Here is a 21434-nt window from a genome sequence, read left to right as displayed (position 1 = left end):
CTTATTTCTTTCTACGTTCTACAATATACTTATTACTCGCTTTTGTTTTAGAACGGGTTCTGAAACCTTTAGCAGGTATACCGTTTCTAGAACGAGGGTGACCTCCAGAAGATTTACCTTCACCACCTCCCATTGGGTGATCAACCGGGTTCATCACTACTGGTCTAGTACGAGGTCTTCTACCTAACCATCTACTTCTACCAGCTTTACCTGATACTAGTAATTGATGATCTGAGTTAGAGACAACACCTATTGTAGCCATACAGTTAACTAAAATTAATCTAGTTTCTCCTGATGGAAGTTTTACTGTTGCAAATTTACCATCTCTTGCCATTAACTGAGCAAAAGCACCAGCACTACGAGCCATAACAGCTCCTTGTCCTGGACGTAACTCTACACAAGAAATAATTGTTCCTAATGGAATTTGACTTAACGGCATTGCGTTACCAATTTCTGGTGCGATACCTTCTTGCCCAGATACAACTGTTTGACCAACTGTTAATCCGTTTTGAGCAATAATGTATGCTTTTTCACCATCTTGGTAATTTAATAAAGCAATAAAAGCTGTTCTGTTTGGATCGTATTGAATTGATTTTACTTCAGCAGGAATTCCAGCTTTAGTTCTTTTAAAATCAATGATACGATACCTTTTTTTATGACCACCACCAATATAGCGCATGGTCATTCTTCCTTGACTGTTTCTACCACCTGATCTTTTCTTCGGAGCTAATAAACTTTTCTCCGGCTTATCAGTAGAAATGGCGTCAAATCCATTTACTACTCTAAATCGCTGACCTGGTGTGATCGGTTTTAATTTTCTTACTGACATTTTTGTCTAATTACATGTTACTGTATAAATCAATCACTTCACCTTCCGCCAGTTGTACAAGTGCTTTTTTAACAGCATTTGTTTTACCATGTTGAATACCAGTTTTTGTAAACTTAGTACTTCTATCTGGACGGACATTTATTGTACGAACTTTTTCAACAGAAACGCCATAAGCAGCTTCCACTGCTTTTTTAATTTCTACCTTGTTCGCCTTTGTATTAACCATAAAGCTAAAACAGTTATTTAATTCACTGTTTGCAGTCGCTTTTTCTGTTATAATAGGTTTAATTAAGATACTCATCGCTTCCTTATTTACTTAAATTCGATTCAATTCCTTCTAAAGAACTCTCTAAAAGAACTACTTTATTTGCGTTTAAAATCTTGTAAGTGCTTAATTCTGAGTTCAATAAAACCTCAGAGCCCTTTAAATTTCGTGATGACAAATATACATTATTATTTAACGCACCCAACACAAATAACGATTTTTTATCTTGTAAGTCTAAAGCTTTCAATACACTAGTGAAATTTTTAGTCTTAGCTGAATCGAAATTTAAATCTTCAATTACTACAATTGACTCTTCAGATGCTTTAATTGTTAAGGCCGATTTACGTGCTAAACGCTTAAGGTTTTTGTTAAGTTTGAAACTGTAGTTTCTAGGTCTTGGTCCGAACATACGTCCACCACCTTTAAAAACTCCAGACTTAATACTACCTGCTCTAGCTGTACCAGTTCCTTTTTGCTTCTTAATCTTACGTGTAGATCCAGAAATCTCAGCACGCTCTTTAGCTTTGTGAGTTCCTTGTCTTTGGTTTGCTAAATATTGTTTAACATCCAAATACACAGCATGATTGTTAGGCTCTATAGCAAAAACTGAATCAGAAAGGTCTACCTTTCTTCCAGTTTCTTTTCCATTAATATCTAAAACTGCTACTTTCATTACTTCTCAATGATTACATAAGAGTTGTTATGACCAGGAACACATCCTTTAACCACAAGTAGATTCTTTTCAGCAACTACTTTTAAAACTCTTAAATTTTCAACTTTTACTCTATCAGTTCCCATTCTTCCTGCCATCTTCATACCCTTAAATACTCTTGCAGGATAAGATGCCGCTCCAATAGAACCCGGTGCTCTTAATCGGTTGTGTTGACCGTGAGTTGCTTGACCTACACCACCAAAACCGTGACGTTTAACAACCCCTTGAAAACCTTTACCTTTTGAAGTTCCAGCAATATCTACGAATTCACCTTCTACAAAGTGCTCAACAGTGATTGCATCACCTAATTTGTACTCCTCATCAAAACCTTTAAATTCAACGATTTTGCGTTTTACAGAAGTTCCTGCTTTTTTAGCGTGACCTAAGTCAGCTTTAGTAGCACTTTTTTCTGTCGCGTCATCGAAACCAAGTTGAAGGGCTTTATAACCATCAACTTCTTCAGTTCTGACTTGGGTAACGATACATGGTCCAGCTTCGATTACTGTACATGGAATGTTTTTTCCATTTTCATCGAAAATGCTGGTCATACCGATTTTTTTTCCAATTAACCCAGACATAATTATTAATTTATTTATTAGTATTATTTATAAAAAAATTCAGGGTCGAAACACGTTCAACCCTGAATGCATTTTTACCGTTTTTCCTTCGCTCGCAGCTCAGGACATGTTTATATGAAACTTTTTCGTTTCTGTAAAACTTACTGACGTAAGTGTTCTACTTAAACTTTAATCTCTACTTCTACTCCACTTGGTAATTCAAGCTTCATTAAAGCGTCGATAGTTTTAGAAGAAGAACTATAGATATCAAGTAATCTCTTGTAAGAGCTTAATTGAAATTGTTCTCTAGACTTCTTGTTAACGTGAGGAGAACGTAATACAGTGAAAATTTTCTTGTGTGTTGGTAATGGAATTGGTCCCGTTACAACTGCACCTGTACTTTTTACAGTTTTTACAATCTTATCAGCAGACTTATCTACTAAGTTATGATCGTAAGATTTTAGTTTTATTCTGATTTTTTGACTCATATTCTTAGTTTTAAGCGTCTGTACCTTTAGCTGCTTTAATGACTTCTTCAGATATGTTAGAAGGCGTTTCAGCATAGTGAGAAAATTCCATTGTAGATGTAGCACGACCTGAAGATAATGTTCTTAATGTAGTAACATAACCAAACATTTCTGATAATGGCACAGTAGCTTTTACAGTTTTTGCACCTGCTCTATCTCCCATGTCACTAACTTGACCTCTTCTTCTGTTTAAATCTCCAACAATGTCTCCCATGTTTTCTTCAGGTGTAATTACCTCAAGTTTCATGATTGGTTCCATAATTACAGCTTTGGCTGCTTTTGCTGAATTTTTAAATCCTAATTTCGCTGCTAATTCGAATGATAATTGATCCGAATCCACATCATGATAAGATCCATCTTTCAATGTCACTTTCATAGAATCTACTTCGTATCCTGCTAATGGTCCATTAACCATAGCCATTTTAAATCCTTTTTCAATAGAAGGGATAAATTCTTTAGGAACGTTACCACCTTTAATTGTAGATATAAATTGTAATCCTACAACACCTTCATCTGCTGGTTCAACCGTAAATACGATATCAGCAAATTTACCACGACCACCAGATTGTTTCTTGTAAACTTCTCTATGATCTGCAGCTTGTGTAATAGCTTCTTTGTACTCAACTTGAGGTTGACCTTGATTTACTTCAACCTTAAACTCACGTTTTAAACGGTCTACAATAATATCTAAGTGTAACTCACCCATTCCAGAAATAATAGTCTGTCCTGAAGATTCGTCTGTACGCGCTGTAAATGTTGGATCTTCTTCTGCTAATTTAGCTAAAGCCATACCCATTTTATCTACATCTGCTTTAGTCTTAGGCTCAACCGCGATACCAATTACTGGGTCCGGGAAGTCCATAGATTCTAAAACGATAGGATGTTTTTCATCAGACATAGTATCACCAGTCTTGATATCTTTAAATCCTACTGCTGCTCCAATATCTCCTGCTTCAATAAAATCGATAGCATTTTGTTTGTTAGCATGCATTTGGTAGATACGAGAAATACGTTCTTTTTTACCTGAACGGTTGTTAAGAATATAAGACCCTGCATCTAAACGTCCTGAATATGCACGGAAGAAAGCTAAACGTCCTACGAAAGGATCGGTAGCAATTTTGAAAGCTAAAGCTGCGAAAGGTTCTTTTACATCTGGCTTACGTCTTTCTTCTTTATCTGTATCAGGGTTTGTTCCAATTACACTTTCTCTATCCATTGGAGAAGGCAAATAACGACAAACTGCATCTAATAAGAATTGTACACCTTTATTTTTGAATGAAGAACCACAAACCATAGGAATAATAGCCATATCCATTACAGCAGCTCTAAGTGCAGCGTGCACTTCTTCTTCTGTAATAGAATCTTCATCTTCCATGAATTTTTCTAATAAGTTCTCATCGTAACCAGCTACTTCTTCGATTAATAAAGCACGGTATTGACGTACTTCTTCTTTCATATCTTCTGGAATGTCTACAACATCGAAAGTCGCTCCGAAGTTTTCGTCATGCCATACAATAGCTCTGTTTTTAACTAAATCTACAACACCTTTAAAATCTCCTTCTTCACCAATGTTTAAAACGATTGGCACTGCGTTAGATTTTAACATGTCTTTTACTTGCTGACAAACACCTAAAAAGTTAGATCCTTGACGGTCCATTTTATTAACGAAACCAATACGAGGCACTTTATAGTTATCTGCAAGTCTCCAGTTAGTTTCAGATTGAGGCTCTACACCATCAACTGCACTAAATAAGAATACTAAACCATCTAATACACGTAATGAACGATTTACTTCAACAGTAAAATCTACGTGACCAGGAGTGTCAATAATATTAAAATGATACCCTTGAGCTTCTGCTGTTGGTTCACCATTTTCTTTAGGAAATACCCACTCACAAGTTGTAGCGGCAGAAGTGATAGTAATACCTCTTTCTGCTTCTTGCTCCATCCAGTCCATTGTAGAAGCACCATCGTGTACTTCACCAATTTTATGAGAAACTCCTGTATAAAAAAGAATACGCTCTGTAGTTGTTGTTTTACCAGCATCAATATGAGCAGCAATTCCTATATTTCTTGTTAATCTTAAATCTCTTGCCATTTTATTTAGAATCTAAAGTGTGAGAATGCTTTATTTGCTTCTGCCATTTTATGAGTATCAACTCTTTTCTTAACAGCCGCACCTTCTTCTTTAGCTGCTGCTAAAATCTCAGATGCTAAACGTTGTGCCATAGATTTTTCATTTCTTTTACGTGAAAAGCTAATTAGCCATTTCATTGCAGTAGAAACTTTTCTGTCTGGACGAATTTGCATTGGAATTTGGAATGTTGCTCCACCTACTCTACGACTACGTACTTCTACGTGAGGCATAACGTTAGATAATGCATCTTTCCACAACTCTAAAGCTGTTTTTTCTTCGTCAGTTTTTTTCGAGTCTACAATGTCAATTGCATCGTAGAATACCTTAAAAGCTACCGATTTTTTACCATCCCACATCATCATGTTAACGAAACGAGTTACTAACTGGTCGTTAAAACGAGGATCCGGTAAAAGCGGTCTCTTTTTTGCTGCTCTTTTTCTCATGTCTTCTTCTTAAAGTTTTAATTACTTCTTAGGGCGTTTTGCACCATACTTAGATCTACGTTGCGTTCTACCTGAAACACCTGCTGTGTCTAAAGCACCACGTACAATGTGATATCTAACTCCTGGTAAATCTTTTACCCTTCCACCTCTAACCAATACTATCGAGTGCTCTTGTAGATTATGTCCTTCTCCACCGATGTATGCATTAACCTCGTTACCGTTTGTTAAACGAACCCTTGCTACCTTACGCATTGCTGAGTTAGGTTTTTTAGGTGTCGTTGTGTAAACACGAGTACACACACCACGTCTTTGCGGACAAGAATCTAAAGCAGCCGATTTACTCTTCTTGGTTATTTTGGCTCTTCCTTTTCTTACTAATTGCGAAATTGTTGGCATATATATTATATATAAGTTTTATTATCCTCTTCTAAGAGGGCTGCAAATGTAAGGATTTATTTTTATTTTTCAAACGCTAAACGATTAATTTTCAATCGGATTTAACTTTTATTTAAGCAGACATATTATTACTTTACTTTTTCCGTTAGTTTTACAATTCTAAAGCAAACCCAAATAGTGCAATACAAAATCCTATTATTCAATTTATTTCTTCTTATAACATCACATGCCTTGTGCCAAAATTTATCTTTAAATATTGAAGGACATACAGCACAGCAAACAAAAATAATTGACTCTATTGCTTATCAAAAAAATCACATCAACTACCAATCTATTACAAATGCATTAGACAGCTTGTCTAATACATTAAATCATTTAGGATATATAGAACATAACATTATAGATTCTAATAAAATTAATGATTCCACGGTTGTTTCTGTTTTCAATTTAAAAAATAAATATTCCTCCCTATATATAAGGTATACTAATATTGAGACTTTAAATTTAGAATCACTAAATATCAACTTCAATAAAGAATATATTGTTCTACTGTTTAAAAATGTACAAAACACCTTAAATCGTTTAAATTCTGAAATAGCAAATCAAGGACTTCCATTTACAGCGCTTCATCTAGAAAATTTTAAAATTGAAAATGATAGTGTAAAGGCCGATTTAAAAATCTCAAAAAAAACAAGTCCAAGACATATTGATAAAATTATTATTAAAGGTTATCAAAAATTCCCTAGAAAATTTATTAATCAATACGCTCAAATTAAAACTGGACAAGTTTTTAATATGAATGAGATAATATTAAAAACCAAAAATATAAATTCACTTCCATTCGCAAATTTAATAAGAGACCCAGAAGTTTTATTTACAAAAGACTCTACTACATTATATATATATGTAGAAAAACAGAAAAGTAACAATTTTGATGGCTATTTAGGATTTACTACAAATGAAGACACTAACAAACTTGAATTTAGTGGTTATTTAAATATGCTACTTAGAAACAACTTGAATTTTGGAGAATCTGTTAAGCTATTATATGAAAGTGATGAAAACGAACAAAAAACATTTAATTTCAACATAGACATGCCTTATTTATTTAAATCGCCCATTGGAGCAAATGTAGATTTAAATATCTTTAAAAAAGATTCAACCTTTACAACAGTCGATCAATCTTTAAAATTGTATTATCAATTTAGTACACAGCACAAACTCTATTTAGGAATTAAAGAGTCTCAATCTAATAATCTTTTAAATCAAAACTCATTAACTACTATAGAAGATTACAAATCTACTTTTTATAGCACAACATATAACTTTACAAAAACCGATGATATTAATATATTATTTCCAATAAAAACTTATGCCAATGTAAATTTAGGTTTAGGACATCGTACCTACGAAAATACAAAAGAGCAACAATTTGAAGCAAGTTTAGATTTGTATCATACTTTCTATCTAAATGAAAAGAATAGTATTTTTACAAGAATAGAAGCCGCTGCCCTACAATCTGAAACCTATTTAGAAAATGAACTGTTGCGCTACGGTGGAATCAATTCTATACGCGGTTTTGAAGAGAACAGCATCCTAGCAAATTTATATTCTGTATTAAATATAGAGTACCGATTTCAATTAAATCCAACAATATTCGTACACACAATTAGCGATTTTTCCTACTTAGAAAACAAAATTAGCAATCAAAAAGAGCGTTTAATTGGTTTAGGGGTCGGTTTTGCGGTATTAACAAAAGCAGGACTATTAAAATTGAATTATGCTAATGGTAAAACTGAAAATTCACCCTTTAATATCAGTAACGCAAAAGTTCACCTAAGTATCACTACTATTTTTTGACAATACTGTCTATTATAACAATTCAAAACGCTCATAATTCGATATTTTAATATAAAATTATTGTTTTATTAACTTATTATTATGATTTTTGGCGCAGACTAATTCAAATATAATAAACATGAAAACAAAGTTTAGTGGAATTCTAACGCTATTTCTAGCGTTTGTTGTGCAGTTTGCTTTTGCACAAGAAAAGACAATTTCAGGGACTATTTCGGATGCTTCCGGATTACCTCTCCCTGGAGTAAACATCATTATTGTAGGTACCTCTACCGGATCTCAATCAAATTTTGACGGAAACTATTCGTTAAAAGCAAGTCCTGGAGATGTATTAACCTATTCTTTTATGGGATACAAGACACAATCAGTTACAGTGGGTACTTCAAATACAATTGATTTAACACTAGCAGAGGATTTAGCTGAATTAGATGAAGTTATAGTAGTTGCATACGGGTCGCAAACAAAAAAATCTATTGTTGGTGCGGTAAGTTCTATTGATGCAGCTACAATTGAAAAACAACAAACTGTATCGGTAACATCTACGTTACAAGGTACGGTATCTGGTGTAAACATTGTACAATCTGGAGGTCAACCAGGAGACAACCCTACTATTAGAATACGTGGAGTTGGTTCTATTAACGCTTCTGCAGATCCCTTAATTATTGTTGACGGTGCTCCTTTTAATGGAAACTTAAACTCTATTAGTGGAGATCAAGTAGAAAGCATGAGTGTATTAAAGGATGCGTCTTCTACAGCTTTATACGGTTCTAGAGGGGCTAACGGGGTAATTGTAATTACTACTAAGCGTGGTAAAAAAGACATGCCTGTTCAAGTTAACTTTAGCACAAAAACTGGTATCGCTAACCAAGCCGTTGATTTTCACGAGCTTGCAACAACAGACGAATTTACAAAGTATTCTTGGGAAGCTCTAAGAAACGAGCAGTTATACAGCCAAGGTAGCACTGCAACAGATGCTGCACAATACGCTACAGACAATTTAGTTTCTGTATTGGGATATGATCCTTACGGAAATGGTGCTCCTGTTGGAACTGATGGTGAACTAGTTACTACTGATAAGTTATGGGATAACGATTGGAGTGATAATTTATTTAACAACAGCGCTGTAAGACAAGAATATGCTTTTAACATTGCTGGAGGTAGCGAAAAAACAAATTACTTTTTAGGTTTAAACTATGTAGACCAAGAAGGAGCTATTGAAACATCTAATTTTACAAGAGGTACTGTTAGAATGAATATTGATTCTGAATTAACAGACTGGTTAACAACTGGTGTTAATATGTTCTATTCGCATTCAGACCAAAACTACCCAACACAATCTGGAACATCATTTCAAAGTGCACAACAATGGTACTACAGCGTGTCGTCTTACTACCCATTATACCAAAGAGACGGTAACGGAAGTTTAATTTTAGACGGAAACGGAGATAGAATTTACGACTACGGTAACAATAGTGGTTCTCAATCTGTTAACGGAGTAAGACCAGTATTTGGTGGAGAAAACGGAGTTGGTGCTTTATACAACTACGATGTACGTTACAAAAGAGATTTAACCTCTGTTAACGGATATGCTAAAATTGATTTTACAGATTACTTAAATTTTAAAACTCAATATTACTACGAGAAATATGTTTTCGATTCTTACGAATACGTTCATAATGAATACGGTTACGCTGCTAATGTAGGTGGTAGAGTTTCTCAAGATAGAGATTTCGTTACAACTAAAAACTGGACAAACTCTTTAAATTTCAACAAATCATTTGGTAACCATAACGTAGGTGCTAACTTAATTTACGAAACTTACAAAAGAGAAAACGACGAATTAGGAGCACAAGGTGTAGGATTCCTACCTAACGTACAAGTATTAAACGGTAGTACAACTCCAGAAAATGTAAGTGGTGCTTTTACTAACGAAGGGTTAATGTCTTACTTAGCACGTGCTTCTTACAACTACAGCGAAAAATACTTTATTGAAGGATCTTACCGTAGAGATGGATCTTCTAGATTTGCAGACCACGTAAGATGGGGAGACTTCTACTCTGTTGGAGGATCTTGGATAATTTCTGAAGAAAACTTCTTAAATGATAGTAACGTAATTAGCTTCTTAAAACTTAAAGGTTCTTACGGAGAATTAGGTAACAATAACATTTTAGATTCTGCTGGTAACGCATTATACTTCCCATACTTATCTTTATATGAAACAGGTTGGAACCAATTAGATAACACCGGTGTTATTTTAGGTAGTGTAGCAGATCCAAATTTAACTTGGGAAAAAACTGCATCTGCAAACATTGGACTTGATTTCGGATTTTTTCAAGATAGAATTTCAGGTAGCTTAGAATTTTACAACAAAGCATCTAAAGACTTAATTTACAACCAACCATTAGCAATTTCTACAGGAAACGACGCTATTACAACAAACGTTGGTGCTATTAAAAACTACGGTTTCGAATTAGAGATTACAACTAGAAACATTAATTCTAAAAACTTCCAATGGAGTACTAATTTCAACATTTCTAAAAACGAAATGGAAATTACAGAGCTTACGCAAGAATCTTTTATTAACGGAACTAAACGTTGGGAAGTTGGAAAATCTACTTACGAATTTTACATACAAGAATGGGCTGGTGTAGATCCAGAAACAGGTCAAGGTACTTGGTTTAAAGATGTAATTGGAGCAGATGGAGAACCTACAGGAGAAAAAGAAGTAACTTCTGTATATGCAGAAGCATCTAGAAACTACTCAGGAAAATCTTCTTTACCAGATTTCGTAGGAGGTATGAATAACTACTTACGTTATAAAAACTGGGATTTAAACTTCTTATTTAACTTTAGTGTAGGGTCTTACATTTACGATAGCTCATATGCAAATTTAATGGGTAGTATGGAAAATGCAGGTAGAGCAGCACATGCAGATATTGCAAATAGATGGCAACAACCAGGAGACATTACAGATGTTCCTATGCTAACTACAGCTAATAACGATTTCAACTCTACGTCTACAAGATTCTTATACGAAAACAACTACTTAAGACTTAAAGCTTTAAACTTTGGTTATAACTTTGATAGCTCTATAACAGATAGATTAGGTGTAACTAACTTAAGAGTATACTTTCAAGGAGACAACTTATGGACCTTACAAAGTCACGATGGTTTAGATCCTGAACAAAGTTTCGCTGGTACAACAGATAGCCGTACATACAACCAGAGAATCATGTCATTAGGTGTTAACTTACAATTTTAAAATTTAAAAAAATGAAAAAATATATATCAAAACTTATCCTTGCGGTCTTTACAACTACAGCATTTGTAAGTTGTACTGAAGATGTGTTAACAGACCCTGCACCAACAGAATCAGTTACTGAAGAAGTTGTATTCAACTCAAGAGAAGGTGTAGAAGCTTTAATGTCTGGAATATTAAGAAATTTTAGAGGTCAGTTTACTAGTACTGATGCTGCTGGGGTTAATTCCATTTATTTTGCTAGAGTAATGAAAGGAAACGATGTTATTCAAGCAAACAACTGGTTTGGTTTCGACTACACCAACGATAACAGAGAACCTACCTACAGAAGAACTGTATTTAACTGGGAATTCCCTTACTACATTATCAACCAAGCAAACACGCTAATTAATGGTGTTGAAGCTAGTGAAGCAATCCCTGCAGAAGATAAAGCGCAATTAAGTGCACAAGGAAAAGCTATTAGAGCTTTCATGTACTTTCAATTAGCTATGGAGTATCAACATACTTATACATACGATGCTACACTTCCGGCTCCTCCTATTTATCTTGAACTTTCTCTAGAAGGTAAGCCAATGTCTACACTTCAAGAAGTATACGACTTAATAATTGACGATTTAACTTATGCGGTAGCTAACTTAGACGACTACAGATTAGGAAAATCGTATGTAAATCAAAATGTAGCAAATGCTATTTTAGCAAGAGTATACCAAGTAACTGAAAACTGGAGCGGTGCAAAAGAAGCAGCGATGTTAGCTTACGGTGGATCTCCATCATCAGTTTTAGATGCAGCTAGTTACGGAAATGGTTTTAGCGATATTACTAACGAAGAATGGATATGGGCAGCACCACAATCTACAGACCAATCTAACTACTATTGGGGAGCACCACACTCTATGGCAGATCATTACACATTATCATACGCAGCAACGCACTTTAATAATGATTTTGTAAACTTATTTTCTGCTACTGATGTAAGAAACTTATTCCAAAATGCTTACGGAGTGGCTGCAGAGGATTTTAGACATTACGTAACTTCTAAATTCGAATTTAACTTCGATTCAGATTTCGCTTATATTAGAACTCCTGAAATGATTTTAATTGAAGCTGAAGCAAATTATCATTTAGGTGATGAAGCTACAGCTCATGATTTACTTTTCGCAATTCAATCGAACAGAGATGCTAATGCTGTAAAATCTAATAATACAGGAAATGCTCTTTTTGAAGAAATATTAGTAGAAAGAAGAAAAGAATTATATGCAGAAACTGGTGTTGAGTGGTTCGATGCTAAGAGATTACAAAGAGGTATTACAAGAACAGGTAACCACCGTGTTAAAGAATCTGCTTCTTTATCAGCTAACGATGTAAGGTTCTTCCTAAAAATTCCTCAAGAAGAAATTGATGCTAATATAAATATTGACGATAATATTAACGTCGGTAGATAACTATTCGTTATTTTCTATACTTTATTAAAGAGGTTGCTTTTAAAGCAACCTCTTTTTTTTTACATTAAATTCACACAGCATTACACTCCCCTATTTCATATTAAATTTAAGACTGTACGCACCAGAATAGTATGTTCTAAACAGCATTAAAAACCAAATTTTCTATCCAAAAACGACCTAATACACCCCGTTTATGATCGATTTTAGATTAAAAAAATTAAACGATTAGCAGAAATTAGACATTTACATCACAGAAACACCTAAAAAAACAGACAATTGCGTCAATTGTACAGTACAATTACAGTCTAAAAATTATATGCGCTAAAAGGCAGCTTAGTTAATTAGCATTAAAGCAGCTTTAATACCTATTTTTTTAAAATACATGTCCGTTTTTTTTCATTTTCGTTAAAAAACGGGCTTAAACAATAATTTTAAGATTAGATTATTGTTTTATTAACAAATTATTACCATTTTGGCAGTAGACTAATTCAAATAAAATAAAATGAAAACAAAGTTTAATGGAATTCTAACGCTATTCCTAGCGTTTGTCGTGCAACTTACGTTCGCACAAGAAAAGACAATTACAGGGACCGTTTCAGACTCAAATGGTTTACCTCTTCCGGGAGTTAACATTATTGTTAAAGGTACTTCAACTGGTACTCAAACAGATTTTGATGGTAACTATTCCCTTGATGCTGCAACTGCAGAAGTTTTATCCTTCTCATTTATTGGGTATAAAACAAAAAGCATAACTGTTGGGGCATCTTCAATTATTAACATGACTCTTGAAGAAGATTTAGCTCAACTAGACGAAGTTGTTGTTACAGCGCTTGGTATTTCAAGAGAAAAAAAGCAATTAGGATATGCCAGTCAGGAAGTAGATGGTGAAGCTGTATCTACAGTAAAGTCACAAAACTTCGTAAATGCATTATCTGGTAAAGTTGCGGGTTTAAATGTTAAACCTTCAGGTACTATTGGTGGATCTACAAACGTAGTAATACGTGGTAGTAGTTCTGTTTCTGGTAACAACCAAGCATTATTCGTTATCGATGGTATTCCAATCGACAACGGTATTTCTAACACTGCAGATCAACAGAATGGTCGTGGTGGTTACGATTATGGTAACGCAGCATCAGATATTAACCCAGACGATATTGAATCTATTAACGTATTAAAAGGTGCAGCAGCATCTGCATTATATGGTTCTAGAGCATCGAATGGTGTAATTATGATTACTACTAAAAAAGGTAAAAAACAAAAAGGTATTGGTGTTACTATTAACTCTAGTCTAACAGTAGGTACGCCTGACAAAGAAACATTACCAACTTACCAAAAACAATATGGTGCTGGTTATGGACCATATTATGCTACTGCAGACGGTTACTTCAATTTAGAAGACGTTAACGGTGATGGTATTTTAGATGAAACTGTACCATTTGGAGAAGATGCTTCTTATGGAGGTGCTTTCGATCCAGATAGAATGGTTTACCAATGGAATTCTATCTACCCAGAATTAGACACGTACCAACAAGCTACACCTTGGCAGTATGCAGAAAACGATGCAAACTCTGTTTGGACTACATCTTCAACTTTAATCAACTCAGTAGATTTAACTGGTGGTGATGAAAAAGGAACATTCCGTTTAGGGTACACTAATATGATGCAAGAAGGTAATTTACCTAATTCAGAAATTAAAAGAAATAACATTTCATTTAATGGATCTTTAAACTTAACAGAAAAGCTTACTGCTTCTACAAGTTTTAACTTTACTAAAACAGATGGTAAAGGTCGTTACGGAACAGGTTACGATTCTAAAAACCCAATGCAACAGTTTAGACAATGGTTTCAAACTAACGTTGATTTAGAAGAACAAAAACAAGCTTATTTACAAACAGGACAAAACATTACTTGGAACTCTAACAGTTCTTCTGATGTATCTCCTCTTTATTCTGATAACTTTTACTGGACACGTTACGAAAACTACGAAACAGATACTCGTAACAGATTCTGGGGTAATGTAGTTTTAGATTATGAAATTACAGATTGGTTAAGCGTATTAGGACGTTTCACTTACGATACTTACTCTGAATTACAAGAAGAAAGAATTGCTGTTGGTTCTGTAGATGTATCTCAATATTCTCGTTTTAACAGAAATGTTGCAGAATATAACTACGACTTAATGTTATCTTTCAATAAAGATTTATCAGACAAAATTAACCTTTCTGGTATTGCTGGTTTTAACTTAAGACGTAATGAATTAAATAGTATTTACGCAGAGACTAACGGAGGATTAAACCTTGCAGGTCTTTATGCATTATCTAATAGTGTAAATGGTTTAGAAGCACCAGTTGAGAGAGAAGAAGTTAAAATGGTAGATGGTGAGTATATCCAAGCTAGTTTAGGTTATGATAACTTCCTATTTGTTGAAGGTACTTTTAGAACAGACCGTTCTTCATCTTTACCTATTGCAGATAACCGTTACGACTACTGGTCTGCTACTGGATCATTCATTTTTTCTGAATTAATCCAAAGCAATTGGTTAACATTTGGTAAAGTAAGAGGTAACGATACAGATCCTTATAACGTATTTAATACTTATGTAATTGGTACGCCTTTTAACGGTGGTATTGCTACAAACCCAAGTATTAAAGGTAACTTAGAATTACTTCCAGAAGAACAAACAAACTGGGAAGTTGGTTTAGAAATGCAATTTTTCCAAAAACGTTTTGGTTTCGATGTATCTTACTACGATGCACTTAACGAAAACCAAATTACAAGTGTGCCATTATCTAACTCTACAGGTTATACTTCTGCAATTCTTAACGCAGGTACTATTTCTAACAAAGGTTGGGAAGTAACTTTAAATATTAGCCCAATTCGTACAGAAGATTTTTCTTGGGACATGAATGTTAACTGGTCTAAAAACGAAAGTTTAGTAGAAGAATTAACAGATGGAATTGACAACTTAGTTTTAGCATCTTTACAAGGTGGTGTTAGTATTAACGCAACTCCTGGTGAAGCTTACGGTACTATTAGAGGTACAGATTTAGTTTACCATGAAAACGGACAACCAATAGTTGGAGCAAATGGTTACTACGAGACTACAAGTAGTAACAACAATGTAATTGGTGATGTTAACCCTGATTGGAAAGCTGGTTTATTTAACTCATTTAACTATAAAAACTTCAACTTAAGCTTCTTAATTGATATGCAAAAAGGTGGAGATTTATTCTCTTTAGATACATGGTATGGTTACGCAACAGGAATGTATGACTTTACAGCAGGTACTAACGATTTAGGAAACCCTGTTAGAAATACTTTAGATAATGGTGGTGGAGTAATTTTACCAGGTGTTCAAGCAGATGGTTCTACAAACACAGTAAGAGCAAATGCAAGCACTTATGCTAACCCATGGGGTTATGCTAGAGCGTCTAACTCTCAGCACGTTTACGATGCAGGTTATGTTAAATTAAGAGAAGCTAGTATTAGTTATAACTTCGATAACGACCAATTAGCAAGATTACCTTTTACAGGAGTTACTTTCTCTATAATTGGTAGAAACTTATGGATTATCGATAAGAATGTTCCTTTCTCTGACCCTGAAGCAGGATTAAGCTCTGGTAACGTTCAAGGATACCAATCTGGTGCATACCCTGCAATTAGAGAAATTGGTGCAAGTGTTAAATTACAGTTCTAAAAAAAGAAAAAATCATGAAAAAAATATTTATAACAGCATTGTCTTTTATAGTTCTAGCATCTTGTATGTCTGATGAGAAGTATGAAAGCTATAATAAAGATCCAAAAAACCCTACAGAGGTAGAAGCAGCGTTCTTGTTTAATTCTGCCACTAAGAGTTTATTTGACCAAATGACAAGTACAAACGTTAATGTTAACGTATTCAGATTACTTGGTCAATATTGGACAGAAACAACATATATCGATGAAGCGAATTACGATTTAAATAACAGAAACATTCCTCAGTACCACTGGTCTGAATTATATAGAGATGTACTTCTAGATTTAAAAACAGCTAAAGAATATACAGAAGCTGATGTAGATTTATCTGAAGCAGATAAAAACACGAGATTAGCTCAAATTGAAATATTAGAAGTGTATACTTGGCAACAATTAGTAGATACGTTTGGAGATATTCCTTATTCTCAAGCTTTACAGTCTGAGACTACTTTATTACCTGAATATGATGATGCTGCTACAATTTACGAAGATTTAGTTTCTCGTATTAATACTGCAATACCTAACCTTTCAGGTACTGGATTTTCAGAAGACAATATCTATTATGGTGATATTTCATCTTGGATGAAATTTGGTAACTCTTTAAAATTAAGAATTGGAATGCGTATTGTTGATGCTCCAGGAATGGCAGCATTAGCTCAAACTACAATCGAATCTGCTGTAGATTCTGGTGTATTTACATCTAACGCAGATAATGCAAATATTCAATATGCTGCAGCTACTCCAAACACAAACCCATTATGGGTAGATTTAGTACAGTCTGGACGTGCAGATTTTGTTCCTGCTAATACATTAGTAGATTACATGAATATGTTAGACGACCCAAGACGTCCTGTTTATTTTGAAGAAAACTTAGGTGAAGGTGTATACACAGGTGGTATTTACGGAGCGGCTAACAGTTTTGCTGCATACACTCATATTGGTACTGTAATTCACGAGCCTACTTTTAGAGGTGTGTTATTAGACTTTTCTGAAGTTTCTTTCTTCCTAGCTGACGCTGCACAAAGAGGATTTGCTGTGGGTGACACTGCAGAAACATTCTACATCAATGGTATTACTGCCTCTTTCGACGAATGGGGAGTTGACGGTGTAGAAGCTTATTTAGCTAAACCAGAAGTAGCTTACAACGCTGCAGATTGGAAAACGTCTATTGGAAACCAATTTTGGTTAGCAATGTACAACAGAGGTTTTGAAGGATGGACAGTATGGAGAACATATGATACTCCAGAATTCAACTTACCTGAAGATACTGGTAACCCAGTACCAACACGTTATACATACCCAATTAACGAACAAAACTTAAATGAGCCAAACTGGTCTGCTGCATCTACTGCAATAGGTGGTGACGAGCAAACAACAAAGTTATTCTGGGATGTTAACTAATCACTAGAATATCTTATCATATTATTTTGAAAGCGGTCGACTAAAATCTCAATTAGTCGGCTGCTTTTTTTTATACAAATTTCACCACCTCAATCGAGGCGGTTTTTTTATGCGCAAACTTTTATTTACCAATTCATAAATTATTGTACTTTTGACACATGGAAAAGGAGACTCAAATTTTTGGTATTCGTGCAGTTATAGAAGCTGTTCAAGCTGGTGAAAATATTGACAAGGTATTTGTTCAAAAAGGACTTAAAGGTGAACTCTCTCACGAGTTGGAAGGTGTATTGCGTAAGCAACGTCTAAACTTTTCTTATGTTCCTGTAGAAAAACTAAATAAATTAACATCTAAAAATCATCAAGGTGTTGTTGCACAAATTGCTCCTATTACATTTTGGGACATTGAAGAGTTGGTAACTAAAGTAACCGAATCTGGAAAGACTCCCCTATTCTTGCTATTAGACCAATTAAGTGATGTTAGAAACTTTGGTGCTATTATACGTACGGCAGAATGTACTGGTGTTGATGGTATTATTATTCAGAAAAAAGGAGGTGCTCCTGTAAATGGAGATACTATTAAAACAAGTGCTGGTGCGGTATTTAAAATGCCTATTTGTAAAGTAGACCATATTAAAGATGCCATGTTTTTTATGCAAGCATCGGGAATAAAAGTTATTGCGGCTACAGAAAAAACTGATGATGTATTATACGATGTGTCATTTACCGAACCCTGTGCTATAATTATGGGGTCTGAAGGAAAAGGAATTAATCCTTCTGTTTTAAAACTTGTAGATGCTAAAGCTAAACTACCTATACTAGGTGAGATTGAATCTTTAAATGTTTCTGTAGCTTGTGGTGCGTTCTTATACGAAGCTGTAAGACAACGTCGCTAATCTTCAGATTTATTTTCTTTAAATATATAACGATATGACGTTGACGAATCTTCAGTAGAAATTTCTTCAACGTCTATTTCGTCTTCCTCCATAGGTTTTTGCTCTATAAAGTTTCCATCGGCATCAAACTGTTTTAGAAAGTCATCTTCGGCTTCATTATAATCTTCGTGTTCCCAAGCATATTTTTCGGGTTTTGCTATTGTCTTCTTAAAAATTAAAGCAAAAAACAACCCCGTAATCAGCCCCGATAAATGACCTTCCCAAGATATACCGTCCTCCATAGGCATGACATACCAAATCATACTTCCGTATAAAAACACCACTAATAGCGAAAGGGCAATCAATCTAAAATGTTTAGCAAAAACGCCTTTAAAAAAGATAAAACTTACCAATACATATATCAACCCACTAGCTCCAATATGGTAAGAAGGTCTAGCAATACACCAGGTTAAAAAACCAGACATTAAAATACCATAGCCTAAAACCTTCCACGCAATGGGTCTATAGAAATAAAATAAGGCTACACTTAATACAAATAACGGAATGGTATTATGGTATAAATGCGAAATCCCAGAATGTATAAACGGACTAAAAACAACGCCTTGTAAACCTTCTAATGTACGCGGATAAATTCCATGTTTATTAAAGAAAATATTCGTTTCTATTTCAAACCAAAACACATACCACAGTATTAAAATAAAGACTAACGGATATGCAATAACGCCGTTAGAAAATTTAAAATGGTCGTGTTGTTTCATAAATTGAATTTACTTATGTTAATCAAATTGTAAACCAATATTTTTAAATTGATAAAATGTCAGTCGTGTTTTATTTAAATACCTTTAAAAAATACAGTAATTTTACAATATGAACGCACCTTTAGCAGAACGATTACGTCCAGAAACTTTAGACGATTATATCAGTCAAACACATCTTGTTGGTCCACAAGGCCCATTGCGTATACAATTAAAACAAGGCTTAATTTCCTCGATGATTTTTTGGGGACCTCCAGGAACTGGAAAAACCACTTTAGCCAATATAGTTGCCACACAATCTGGAAGGCCATTTTACACATTAAGTGCCATAAATTCTGGAGTAAAAGATATTCGTGAAGTTATAGACAAAGCAAAACAAAGCGGAGGTTTATTCACAACTAAAAATCCTATTTTATTTATTGATGAAATTCATAGGTTTAGTAAATCGCAGCAAGATTCGTTGTTGCAAGCAGTTGAAAAAGGCTGGGTCACGTTAATTGGTGCAACCACAGAAAACCCTAGTTTTGAAGTTATACCCGCATTATTATCTCGATGTCAAGTTTATATTTTAAAAGCTTTTGAAAAAACCGATTTAGAACAGCTTTTACATCGTGCAATTGCAACAGATAAGGCTTTAGCCGAAAAAAACATAAAGCTTGAAGAAACAGCCGCATTATTACGCCTTTCTGGAGGTGATGGACGAAAACTCCTAAATATTTTCGAGTTATTAGTGAATACCTTTGAAGGTGACGATATTGTGATTACAGATGATATTGTACTTGCAAAAATTCAGAATAACACTGCACGCTACGATAAAACTGGCGAACAACATTACGACATTATTTCTGCTTTTATAAAATCTATCCGCGGAAGCGATCCAAATGCTGCCGTGTATTATTTAGCACGTATGATTGAAGGTGGTGAAGATGTAAAATTTATTGCACGCCGACTTCTAATATTGGCTAGTGAAGATATCGGGAATGCCAATCCTACAGCGTTAGTAATTGCCAACAATACCTTTCAGGCCGTTTCGGCAATTGGCTATCCAGAATCGAGAATAACTTTAAGTCAATGCACGACCTATTTAGCATGTTCTCCTAAAAGTAATTCGGCCTACGAAGCTATTGGAAAAGCACAACAATTAGTACGTGCTACAGGAGATTTATCTGTGCCGTTAGGGATTAGAAATGCACCTACAAAACTTATGAAAGAATTAGGGTACGGTGAAGATTATAAATACGCACACAGTTATGCTAATAATTTTGCAGAACAAGAGTTCTTACCAGACGAAATAAAAAACACCAAGCTGTATGAGCCTGGTGCTAATGCTAGAGAGCAATCTGATCGTAACTTTTTAAAGCAACGTTGGAAAACTAAATACGGTTATTAAATTAAATGTATTTTATGTTTAAAAGTTATAGCTAAACGCTACTAAAATTTAATATTTAACACGTCTTCTTTTAGCGTGTCTCCTTCATAATAGCCGATAACCCATTTATCACCAGATTTATATACAGTAGCTTGTTTTTCTTCTACTAGAAATACATCTTCTAATTTTGTCTTTTTTAATTTATAAACCACTTTTGGAGAACTATCTACCAACTGATAACCGTTAGTAATTTCTTGGGCGTATAATACTGTAGAATCTACTGTTACTTGAGAAGAAACCGTATTAGCGGCTACTGCAGTGGTTGCTACTACAGCTTCAGTAGCTGTCATTGCTGCTGGAACTGCTGCGGGCAAAGGTGTTGCAACGTTTTCTGTAGCTAGAGCTGCTGTTCCTACATTTGCAGATGCTTCATAAGCATAATTTACAGTATTAAAAGACTCGAAAGCATCTCGTAATGCTGCTTGATAAGATTTTTTATAATCTTTCTCTTTAGAATAACCTATTTCTGTTTCGAAAACCACTAGATTCTTACAGTCTTTTAAAACAACTTTCAATTTAGTAGTAAATAAGCTCGATTCGTTAATTACGTCTGAACGTAATCCTAAACAGCCGTTTGCAATAAAATCTGCTGGCAAGTCTTCACCTTCCATAAAGGCCGTAAACCCTTTTTTATTTAGCAAGAACTTGGTCAATTCATTTAATTGATATTGATTAGCTTCCTTTAAAAATTCGAATTTATTAGGAACTACTACATACTTATAGGCGTTTAAATTTGTTTGTGCAACAGTGCTAAAACAAACACTAGCAAATAACAATAAAAATATTTTTTTCATAAG

Annotated in this window: 17 protein-coding genes; 7 read left to right on the top strand and 10 right to left on the bottom strand. The window is 34.4% G+C overall.

Annotation, left to right across the window (positions count from 1 at the left end):
- Position 1: 1 nt before the first annotated feature.
- The 8 genes from rplB to rpsL form a co-directional block, all read right to left on the bottom strand.
- Positions 2–829, bottom strand: a complete 828-nt coding sequence (gene rplB / locus BN863_RS02865) for a 50S ribosomal protein L2 (RefSeq protein WP_038527288.1) — start codon at positions 827–829, stop codon at positions 2–4.
- A 10-nt stretch (positions 830–839) separates the two neighbouring features.
- Positions 840–1130: a 50S ribosomal protein L23 gene (gene rplW / locus BN863_RS02860; RefSeq protein ID WP_038527285.1), complete on the bottom strand. Its 291-nt coding sequence runs from the start codon at positions 1128–1130 to the stop codon at positions 840–842.
- 7 nt (positions 1131–1137) lie between these two features.
- Positions 1138–1767, bottom strand: coding sequence for a 50S ribosomal protein L4 (gene rplD, locus BN863_RS02855; protein WP_038527282.1), 630 nt, complete (start codon positions 1765–1767; stop codon positions 1138–1140).
- Complete coding sequence (gene rplC, locus BN863_RS02850; RefSeq protein ID WP_038527279.1) at positions 1767–2384, bottom strand: 50S ribosomal protein L3; 618 nt, start codon at positions 2382–2384, stop codon at positions 1767–1769. The genes rplD and rplC overlap by 1 nt, the downstream gene beginning before the upstream one ends.
- A 161-nt stretch (positions 2385–2545) precedes the next feature.
- A complete protein-coding gene (gene rpsJ / locus BN863_RS02845; RefSeq protein WP_007650482.1) occupies positions 2546–2851 on the bottom strand; it encodes a 30S ribosomal protein S10 in 306 nt (101 codons plus the stop codon).
- A gap of 10 nt (positions 2852–2861) precedes the next feature.
- Positions 2862–4988, bottom strand: a complete 2127-nt coding sequence (gene fusA / locus BN863_RS02840; protein WP_038527274.1) for an elongation factor G — start codon at positions 4986–4988, stop codon at positions 2862–2864.
- A gap of 5 nt (positions 4989–4993) precedes the next feature.
- A complete protein-coding gene (gene rpsG / locus BN863_RS02835; protein ID WP_038527271.1) occupies positions 4994–5470 on the bottom strand; it encodes a 30S ribosomal protein S7 in 477 nt (158 codons plus the stop codon).
- 21 nt (positions 5471–5491) lie between these two features.
- On the bottom strand, positions 5492–5866 hold the full coding sequence (gene rpsL, locus BN863_RS02830; protein ID WP_019386263.1) for a 30S ribosomal protein S12: 375 nt from the start codon (positions 5864–5866) through the stop codon (positions 5492–5494).
- A 231-nt stretch (positions 5867–6097) separates the two neighbouring features.
- On the opposite strand from rpsL, the gene BN863_RS02825 reads away from it, so the two are divergent.
- The 6 genes from BN863_RS02825 to rlmB all read left to right on the top strand — a co-directional run bounded on the left by BN863_RS02825 (position 6098) and on the right by rlmB (position 18453).
- Complete coding sequence (locus BN863_RS02825) at positions 6098–7726, top strand: BamA/TamA family outer membrane protein (protein WP_038527262.1); 1629 nt, start codon at positions 6098–6100, stop codon at positions 7724–7726.
- Between the two features lie 118 nt (positions 7727–7844).
- Positions 7845–10985, top strand: a complete 3141-nt coding sequence (locus tag BN863_RS02820) for a SusC/RagA family TonB-linked outer membrane protein (RefSeq protein WP_038527259.1) — start codon at positions 7845–7847, stop codon at positions 10983–10985.
- An 11-nt stretch (positions 10986–10996) separates the two neighbouring features.
- Positions 10997–12424 carry a RagB/SusD family nutrient uptake outer membrane protein gene (locus BN863_RS02815; RefSeq protein ID WP_038527257.1) on the top strand — a complete coding sequence of 476 codons (1428 nt, stop codon included), beginning with the start codon at positions 10997–10999 and terminating at the stop codon, positions 12422–12424.
- Between the two features lie 502 nt (positions 12425–12926).
- Positions 12927–16121, top strand: coding sequence for a SusC/RagA family TonB-linked outer membrane protein (locus BN863_RS02810; RefSeq protein ID WP_038527255.1), 3195 nt, complete (start codon positions 12927–12929; stop codon positions 16119–16121).
- Positions 16122–16135: 14 nt separating this feature from the next.
- On the top strand, positions 16136–17560 hold the full coding sequence (locus tag BN863_RS02805; protein WP_038527252.1) for a SusD/RagB family nutrient-binding outer membrane lipoprotein: 1425 nt from the start codon (positions 16136–16138) through the stop codon (positions 17558–17560).
- Positions 17561–17718: 158 nt separating this feature from the next.
- The gene (gene rlmB, locus BN863_RS02800) at positions 17719–18453 is read left to right on the top strand and encodes a 23S rRNA (guanosine(2251)-2'-O)-methyltransferase RlmB (RefSeq protein WP_038527249.1); all 735 of its coding nucleotides are present in this window, start codon (positions 17719–17721) and stop codon (positions 18451–18453) included.
- On the opposite strand, the gene BN863_RS02795 is transcribed toward rlmB, so the two are convergent.
- Positions 18450–19211 (bottom strand): rhomboid family intramembrane serine protease, encoded by a 762-nt coding sequence (locus tag BN863_RS02795; RefSeq protein WP_038527246.1) that lies wholly within the window; start codon positions 19209–19211, stop codon positions 18450–18452. The genes rlmB and BN863_RS02795 overlap by 4 nt on opposite strands.
- A 109-nt stretch (positions 19212–19320) precedes the next feature.
- Here BN863_RS02795 and BN863_RS02790 point away from each other — a divergent pair, with 109 nt between their 5' ends.
- Positions 19321–20598 carry a replication-associated recombination protein A gene (locus BN863_RS02790; RefSeq protein WP_038527243.1) on the top strand — a complete coding sequence of 426 codons (1278 nt, stop codon included), beginning with the start codon at positions 19321–19323 and terminating at the stop codon, positions 20596–20598.
- A 41-nt stretch (positions 20599–20639) separates the two neighbouring features.
- On the opposite strand, the gene BN863_RS02785 is transcribed toward BN863_RS02790, so the two are convergent.
- Positions 20640–21431 carry a hypothetical protein gene (locus BN863_RS02785; protein WP_038527240.1) on the bottom strand — a complete coding sequence of 264 codons (792 nt, stop codon included), beginning with the start codon at positions 21429–21431 and terminating at the stop codon, positions 20640–20642.
- Positions 21432–21434: the final 3 nt, after the last annotated feature.

Origin of the sequence: Formosa agariphila KMM 3901 (assembly GCF_000723205.1) — a bacterium.
GTDB lineage: Bacteria > Bacteroidota > Bacteroidia > Flavobacteriales > Flavobacteriaceae > Formosa > Formosa agariphila.
This window is presented reverse-complemented; position numbering and strand designations above follow the sequence as displayed.

Excerpts from the sequence above, each read along its gene's own strand:
- rplB (WP_038527288.1), bottom strand. The coding sequence starts at position 829 with ATGTCAGTAAGAAAATTAAAACCGATCACACCAGGTCAGCGATTTAGA.
- rplW (WP_038527285.1), bottom strand. The coding sequence starts at position 1,130 with ATGAGTATCTTAATTAAACCTATTATAACAGAAAAAGCGACTGCAAAC.
- rplD (WP_038527282.1), bottom strand. The coding sequence starts at position 1,767 with ATGAAAGTAGCAGTTTTAGATATTAATGGAAAAGAAACTGGAAGAAAG.
- rplC (WP_038527279.1), bottom strand. The coding sequence starts at position 2,384 with ATGTCTGGGTTAATTGGAAAAAAAATCGGTATGACCAGCATTTTCGAT.
- rpsJ (WP_007650482.1), bottom strand. The coding sequence starts at position 2,851 with ATGAGTCAAAAAATCAGAATAAAACTAAAATCTTACGATCATAACTTA.
- fusA (WP_038527274.1), bottom strand. The coding sequence starts at position 4,988 with ATGGCAAGAGATTTAAGATTAACAAGAAATATAGGAATTGCTGCTCAT.
- rpsG (WP_038527271.1), bottom strand. The coding sequence starts at position 5,470 with ATGAGAAAAAGAGCAGCAAAAAAGAGACCGCTTTTACCGGATCCTCGT.
- rpsL (WP_019386263.1), bottom strand. The coding sequence starts at position 5,866 with ATGCCAACAATTTCGCAATTAGTAAGAAAAGGAAGAGCCAAAATAACC.
- BN863_RS02820 (WP_038527259.1), top strand. The coding sequence starts at position 7,845 with ATGAAAACAAAGTTTAGTGGAATTCTAACGCTATTTCTAGCGTTTGTT.
- BN863_RS02815 (WP_038527257.1), top strand. The coding sequence starts at position 10,997 with ATGAAAAAATATATATCAAAACTTATCCTTGCGGTCTTTACAACTACA.
- BN863_RS02810 (WP_038527255.1), top strand. The coding sequence starts at position 12,927 with ATGAAAACAAAGTTTAATGGAATTCTAACGCTATTCCTAGCGTTTGTC.
- BN863_RS02805 (WP_038527252.1), top strand. The coding sequence starts at position 16,136 with ATGAAAAAAATATTTATAACAGCATTGTCTTTTATAGTTCTAGCATCT.
- rlmB (WP_038527249.1), top strand. The coding sequence starts at position 17,719 with ATGGAAAAGGAGACTCAAATTTTTGGTATTCGTGCAGTTATAGAAGCT.
- BN863_RS02795 (WP_038527246.1), bottom strand. The coding sequence starts at position 19,211 with ATGAAACAACACGACCATTTTAAATTTTCTAACGGCGTTATTGCATAT.
- BN863_RS02790 (WP_038527243.1), top strand. The coding sequence starts at position 19,321 with ATGAACGCACCTTTAGCAGAACGATTACGTCCAGAAACTTTAGACGAT.
- BN863_RS02785 (WP_038527240.1), bottom strand. The coding sequence starts at position 21,431 with ATGAAAAAAATATTTTTATTGTTATTTGCTAGTGTTTGTTTTAGCACT.